Source organism: Streptomyces sp. 4N124 (assembly GCF_052245395.1).
Classification (GTDB): domain Bacteria; phylum Actinomycetota; class Actinomycetes; order Streptomycetales; family Streptomycetaceae; genus Streptomyces.
Window position 1 is genome coordinate 1 of sequence record NZ_JBQQBS010000125.1, and the last position, 5,661, is coordinate 5,661.

The following is a 5,661-nucleotide window of genomic DNA, read 5'->3' on the forward strand; positions in this document are numbered from 1 at the left end:
GGATGTCGTGGCGGTCGAGTTCGGCGAGTTCACCGATGCGGCGGTCGAGGGTGCCGGTGTTCTCGGCGGCTTTGGTGGCGTACTTGGCCACGTAGGAGGCCACCTTTTGCTCGGTGATGTCGGAGTCGTCACCGAAGGCCTTGACGGGGCGGATGTCGAGTTCTCGGCCCCAGTAGAGCGTGCGTGCGGGTTGGTCGCCGGCCGGGGGAACGCGGAGGCTGGTGTACGGGTGCTTGACAGCATCCCGGATGGCGTCGGTGAGCAGGTCGACGCTGGCCCAGGAGGGCGGTGCCGAGTTGGGTCCGTCGGGTCCGTCGAGGCGGATCACGGCATGGAAGTGGATGGCACCGCGCTTCTGGAATTCGGCGACCTTGCCGTACGAGAGGCGGCAGGCGTCGGCGAGTTCGCGTTGGGTGAGGCCGGCGCGGGCGGCGATCTCGCGGCGGAGTCGGTTGGTGAAGCGCTGCCATAGGTCGCCGGCGTGGTTGTTGAACAGCACGGCGCCCGCGTAGTCGTAGCGTTCCGGATCGAGGGCAGTACCAAGAGCAGGATCGTCCTCGCGGTGGGTACGGCCGCAACGGCAGCGTCCGTGATCAGGCCGGTTGTGGACCGGGCCGAACGAGGGCGCGGTGAAGGTGGCGAAGACCCGGGGGTGATCCCGCACGGCGGCGGAAATGTCGCGGCGGTCGTCGCCGGCGAGCCCGGCGCGGATGAGGTGGTAGGTGTCCCCCGCATAGGTCCAGGCGCAGGAGGGACAGCGGGAGGCGCGGCGGTTGCCGCAGGCGATGCGCAGCCGGCCACCGGGTTCCCCAGCGGTGGTGTAGCGGTGCAGCGTTTCGCCGGTGGTCTTGTCGACGTGGGTCGTCCAGCCGCTCAGGTGGATGGGGTCGGCGCAGCCGCCGGTGCGGTGGATCTGGTGCTGCCAGCGGTCGAAGTCGGGGGCGGAGGCCACCCGCAGCAGGTCGCCGAGGGTGGCCGGGTCGGTCAGCAAGTCAGGCACGGGCAGCCTCCCGCACCAGGTCGAGCAGGCCGGGGGTGGGCGTCCACAGGCCGCGGGCACCGGGCCAGGACACGGGGCGGGCCAGCCGGTGGACGTCGGACAGGTGCCAGTGCCACTGTCCGGAGGCGGACCACAGGGTGCACATACCGTCGTCTTCGTGGCAGTCGTCCAGGCGGGCCCAGCCGAGGACGGCGGCAGCCGGCTGCGGGCGGTGAAGGAAGGGGCGGGCCATCACGGCGTATTTCGCGGCGGGGTCGATGGTGGCGCCGGCGTGGATGAGCAGCCAGCCGCGGTAATCGGTGGCCCAGCGGCGGTTTTCGATCCGCTTGGTGCCGTAGGCGATGGCGGAGGCCCAGGGCTGCCACAGGGTCAGGGCGCGCACCTCGACTGCCTTGCGGGGGGTCACGCGGCCACCTCCACATCCGCGGCGTTCAGCCGGGGGCGGAGAGGCACGGTGCCCGTGCCGTGGCAGGTACCGCAGTCGATGTGCAGGAGGGCGCGGGCGCCGTCTTCGTGGCGGGCGCCGGAGGGTACCGCGGCGGTGGCGAAGCCGTCGCAGTTCGGGCAGACCCGGACGTTCGTGATCGTGGCCGAGGTGGGGCCGGGCATGATGGAAGTTCCTTCCGGTTCTTGTGGATCGGACAGGGACGGCGCCCGGAGCGGACGAGACTTGGCGGTTAAGGCCGCTCCGGGGGCCGGTCAGCGTCGCTTCGTGTCGGAGGCGATCAGAGAGCGCAGGACGACCGCGCACACGGCGACCGAGGCGCCGGTGACGGCGACCGCCAGCAGCATGGAGACCAGGACAGCGCCGACGACCAGCACCACGAACGTGCCGCCGCCGACGAGGGCGATCACAGTGCCGGGAGTGAGCTGGATCGTGGGCCGAGACGGAGCCGGCGCCACCGGGGCGGGCGGCGGAACCTGAGCGCTCGGGACAATGGCGGTCGGCTCGACGACGATGGGCGGTGCGACGTGCACCGTGGGCGTGGGCATGGTCGGGATCTTCGGGCGGAGCATCAGTGGACTCCCTTCGGTTCAGGGCTACTTGACGAATGGGTCGATGGACGGGGCGAGCAGGCTGTTGGCGAGGATGTAGCCGCCGATCAGCAGGACGATCACGAGCCAGAGGGGTGGGCGGAGGGTCTTGACGCCGACAACGGCGAGGCAGGCGATGAAGAACCACAGCGGCACGGACACGGCGTTACCTCCCTCGGTTCTCGTACTTGCTCTTGATCCGGCAGCGGTGGCCCTTGGCCGCCATGCACACGGCGCCGTAGCTGGTGTATTCGGACGACCAGCCGCACTGATCGGCAGTGCAGGAGGCGATGTAGCCCTTCTCACCGCTCTTGGTGAGGGCGCGGCCGATCTCAACGGGGCCGTAGCGCACCAGGCGTTCGAAGAGGAAGAAGCGGTGTCCCATCGGTCAATTCCCTTTCTGATCAGGTGAGTTGGGCGACGATGGCAGCAGCCATGGGCGCGGGGACGCCGAGGCGGGCGCGCAGGGTGTCAGCGTCAATCGGGCTGCCGGTGCGGGCACGGTGGTCGTCGGCGACCTTGCGAGCGTGAGCGACCAGAGCGGGCGGCACCGGCATCGCCGGGGCAGGCTCAGCGGCGGGCAGAGCTGGCGTGTCGTCAGCCGCAGAAACCGCGGTGGGCTCCGGCTCGGGTGTCGAGACGGGTGCGCGGTCGACGTCCGGGGCGGAGGCGGTGGGTGCCGGCGAGCTGTCCGCCGACTTTGTGGTCGGTTCGGGGGCGTGGGCGAGCAGGGTGCCGCCGAGGAAGGCGAGCGCGGGCCAGCCGGCGACGCCAAGACGGAGCAGGGCGGGCGGGTGCTCCAGGTCGAGGAAACCAGCGGTGGCGACGTTGGCGCCGAGCGAGGCGACCAGAGCGACCAGGAACCAGCACCAGGCCAGCCGGGAACTCTGGACGCGCAGCCGACGCCACGCGGCGACCATGAGCAGGTCGACGGAGACGGGGTAGGCCCATGCCTTCCAGCCGGTCTGACCCGCGGCTTGGGCGAGGTCGTGCAGGTGGGCGAAGGACAGGGCGCCGGCGATGACGGCCTGTACGAGCACGGCATCGAGGCGGAGACGCCCGGTGGGCCGGGTCATGCCTGCCTCCGAGAAGCCCGGCCCAGCGCACGGGCCACGGCTTCGCAGTCGGCCAGGGTGTAGGCGGTGCGAACGCCCGAGATTGACAGTCCGGCCGCTTCAGCCAGCGAGGCCAGGGTGTACGGGCGGGGTCCGGTGAACTCCCGCGCGTAGGCCAGGCAAGCACGGATGTGTCGATCGATCTGTTCGCGCTGATCTCGCAGAGCGGCGAGCTGACGCAGGAAGTCATCTGCGGTGAGATCGTCCAAGGTAGCCAGCGACTGAGACATGGTGGGCGTCTCCTTTCTCGTGATCGGGCCGGGGGCGGGCGGGGATCGGTGTCGGCCGCCCGGCCCCGAGCGGTGTTCAGTCGGTGGGGGCTTCGCCGGTGCCCCAGCAGGTCAGGCACAGGCCGGTCTGGTGGTCGTCGGTGATACGGCCCTTGCGGGCGCCGACCTTGACGGCTTCGGTGATCTCGCCTTGGCCGTCGCAGTTCGGGCACTTCGCGGGCTCACGCTTGGGCGGAGCCGGCTTGCGGCGGGTGATGGGCTTCTTCGGGGTGGTCACGGCGTCCACCCCTCGCCGGGGTACTCGGGGCCGTCGGTGGGGTTGTAGCCGGGCGGGAACAGGCCGGGCGGGGGCTCCGGCAGGGACACGGCCAAGGCACCGCCCACGACATCGGCAAAGTCCTGATCGGAGCCGAACGTCTCGGCGTAGAGGGCGAGTTGACCGAGCAGGACGAAAGTGCGGATGAAGTCCTCGCAGTTGGGGCACATCGCGGGTGTTCTCCTTCTTCGGGCATGGCTCGGGTAGGGAGCTGGCGCGAGGCGGTCACGCCGGCCGTGGAGCAGGGGGAGGGTTCAGGCGGCTTTGGTCACCGCGGGCGCCTCGATGGGCGCGAGATCCACCAGCGGGCGGAAGCGGGCCAACTCGGGGAGATCCGGGGTCAGGCCGGCATGCCGGTTGCAGGCCGTGACGGCGTCCCGCATCGAGGTGTAGGCGGACCGGATGCGGGTCCACTCTCCGTTGGAGTAGCCGACCACGGCCATGCCGGGGCGGTCGTTGCGGAGCTGCGTGGCCGCGAACACCGCGTGCGGGGACACGTCGCCGAAGGCCATCTTCGAACTGGACTCGTCGTTGACCCGGTGCGACATCCGGCCGGTGAGCTGAGCACGCAGCATGGTGATCCCGTCGCCCAGTTCGGAGCCGAAGCGCTGGCCGTAGATGTCGACGAAGATGCCGGCAGCGCGGCCGAGCTGAGCCAACCGGACCAGGGCGACCACGGCCCGCTCCCGGCGCTTCTTCTCCGCCGCGGTGGTGAACAAGGCCAGTTCGGCGATCTCGTCGATCGTGAGCACCACGGGCACCGGCCGCAGGTGCTCAGGCAGGCCCCAGATGTCGGCGGTGATCTCCGCATCCGCGGTATCCGCACTGACCCGCTGCTCACGGCGAATCACCTGGTACGTGGCCTCCATACGGGCCACCAGGGCTTCGAGGAGGTCTGCGGCATCATCGGCGTTGTCGGCCAGGGCCGAGAACCGGCGTGCCAGCGGGGCAAGCTCCACCCCGTTCTTGCAGTCGATGCCAACCAACGCCACACGCTGGGCGGCAAGTTCCTTGATGACCCGGCGCTGGGTGACCGACTTACCCGAGCCGACCGCGCCCAGAGTGACGGAGTGCGGCGTCTGCCGGTAGTCGCGGTAGTGGACCGAGCCGTCCTCACACAGCGCCACCGGGATGCACAGCGTGCCGCGGTCGACGCGGGCCGGCATCTGCACCCGCCTGAGCACGTCGTAACCGGTCATGGCGATCTCGACAGTGCCCGGCTTGATCTCGCGGGAGGTGACCTGATGGACACCGAAGGCATGCCGCAGCCGATCGACCGCGGCCGAGTAGTCGAAAGCGTCCTGACCGGGCCGCATCCGAATCCGCAGCCGTAGACCGGTCCGCGTGGGCTTGATCCACAGCAGTCGGGGAACGCGCTGCCGCGGTGTGTCCCAGTTGAACCAGCGGGCCAGGGTGAGCCGGAACCGTGAGGCCGAGACCGTCAGGTCACAGGCATCCATCACGGACGCGTACCGCAGCCGGACCTTGAGGATGGCGTAGACGACGCCGAAGGTCATCCAGTACCAGGCCGGCCGACGCCACCGCAGCAGCAGCGCTATCCCGATCAGGATCGCTAACGCGATCAGCAGCAGCTCGGTCATGGTGTTCAGCCCTTGCCGTTCGAGCTGGCCGGCGTGAGCTGCTTCGCGGCGACTGCGATCGCGCGGTAGGAGATGCCGTGCCCGAAGTCGTTCTCCCACGGGCGGGCAACCAGCCCCGGCAGCTCAACAGCCATGCCCGGCATGAGGTCCGACTGAATGCCGTCCTCGGCGACCACGATCGTCACCGCGTCCGGACGGCCGTCCACGATCACGGCGACGTTGACGTTGTAGAGCACCTTGCCCGACTGCTTGTCCACGGCGATCTCGCCGGTCTCGCGGTTCTTGACCTTCTTCTCCGGGGGCTGGATCAGCATGATCGTCATTGCGGTCGTGTCGACGGGGATCTGACGCATGATGGATGTCG

The 5,661-nt window shown here is 69.8% G+C and carries 12 protein-coding genes; all 12 read right to left on the reverse strand.

Annotation, left to right across the window (positions count from 1 at the left end; translation table 11 throughout):
* The coding region (locus ACTWQO_RS48210; protein ID WP_443243765.1) for a replication initiator at nt 1-1,000 on the reverse strand (1,000 nt) is incomplete at its 3' end.
* Complete coding sequence (locus ACTWQO_RS48215) at nt 993-1,406, reverse strand: ASCH domain-containing protein (RefSeq protein ID WP_443243766.1); 414 nt, start codon at nt 1,404-1,406, stop codon at nt 993-995. The genes ACTWQO_RS48215 and ACTWQO_RS48210, both read right to left, overlap by 8 nt.
* Nucleotides 1,403-1,609 (reverse strand): hypothetical protein, encoded by a 207-nt coding sequence (locus tag ACTWQO_RS48220; RefSeq protein WP_443243767.1) that lies wholly within the window; start codon nt 1,607-1,609, stop codon nt 1,403-1,405. The genes ACTWQO_RS48215 and ACTWQO_RS48220 overlap by 4 nt, the downstream gene beginning before the upstream one ends.
* A 90-nt stretch (nt 1,610-1,699) precedes the next feature.
* Nucleotides 1,700-2,017, reverse strand: a complete 318-nt coding sequence (locus tag ACTWQO_RS48225; protein ID WP_443243768.1) for a SpdD-like protein — start codon at nt 2,015-2,017, stop codon at nt 1,700-1,702.
* A 24-nt stretch (nt 2,018-2,041) separates the two neighbouring features.
* Nucleotides 2,042-2,197: a hypothetical protein gene (locus ACTWQO_RS48230; RefSeq protein ID WP_443243769.1), complete on the reverse strand. Its 156-nt coding sequence runs from the start codon at nt 2,195-2,197 to the stop codon at nt 2,042-2,044.
* Nucleotides 2,198-2,201: 4 nt separating this feature from the next.
* Complete coding sequence (locus ACTWQO_RS48235) at nt 2,202-2,420, reverse strand: mobile element transfer protein (protein WP_443243770.1); 219 nt, start codon at nt 2,418-2,420, stop codon at nt 2,202-2,204.
* A 19-nt stretch (nt 2,421-2,439) separates the two neighbouring features.
* A complete protein-coding gene (locus ACTWQO_RS48240) occupies nt 2,440-3,111 on the reverse strand; it encodes a DUF2637 domain-containing protein (RefSeq protein ID WP_443243771.1) in 672 nt (223 codons plus the stop codon).
* Nucleotides 3,108-3,380, reverse strand: coding sequence for a hypothetical protein (locus tag ACTWQO_RS48245; protein ID WP_443243772.1), 273 nt, complete (start codon nt 3,378-3,380; stop codon nt 3,108-3,110). Before ACTWQO_RS48245 ends, ACTWQO_RS48240 begins: the two co-directional genes overlap by 4 nt.
* Nucleotides 3,381-3,456: 76 nt before the next feature.
* A complete protein-coding gene (locus ACTWQO_RS48250; protein WP_443243773.1) occupies nt 3,457-3,657 on the reverse strand; it encodes a hypothetical protein in 201 nt (66 codons plus the stop codon).
* Nucleotides 3,654-3,866 carry a hypothetical protein gene (locus ACTWQO_RS48255; RefSeq protein ID WP_443243774.1) on the reverse strand — a complete coding sequence of 71 codons (213 nt, stop codon included), beginning with the start codon at nt 3,864-3,866 and terminating at the stop codon, nt 3,654-3,656. Before ACTWQO_RS48255 ends, ACTWQO_RS48250 begins: the two co-directional genes overlap by 4 nt.
* 84 nt (nt 3,867-3,950) lie before the next feature.
* Nucleotides 3,951-5,297 carry an FtsK/SpoIIIE domain-containing protein gene (locus ACTWQO_RS48260; protein WP_443243775.1) on the reverse strand — a complete coding sequence of 449 codons (1,347 nt, stop codon included), beginning with the start codon at nt 5,295-5,297 and terminating at the stop codon, nt 3,951-3,953.
* A 5-nt stretch (nt 5,298-5,302) separates the two neighbouring features.
* Nucleotides 5,303-5,661 (reverse strand): SCO3933 family regulatory protein (locus tag ACTWQO_RS48265; RefSeq protein ID WP_443243776.1); only part of this gene is annotated, 359 nt, incomplete at its 5' end.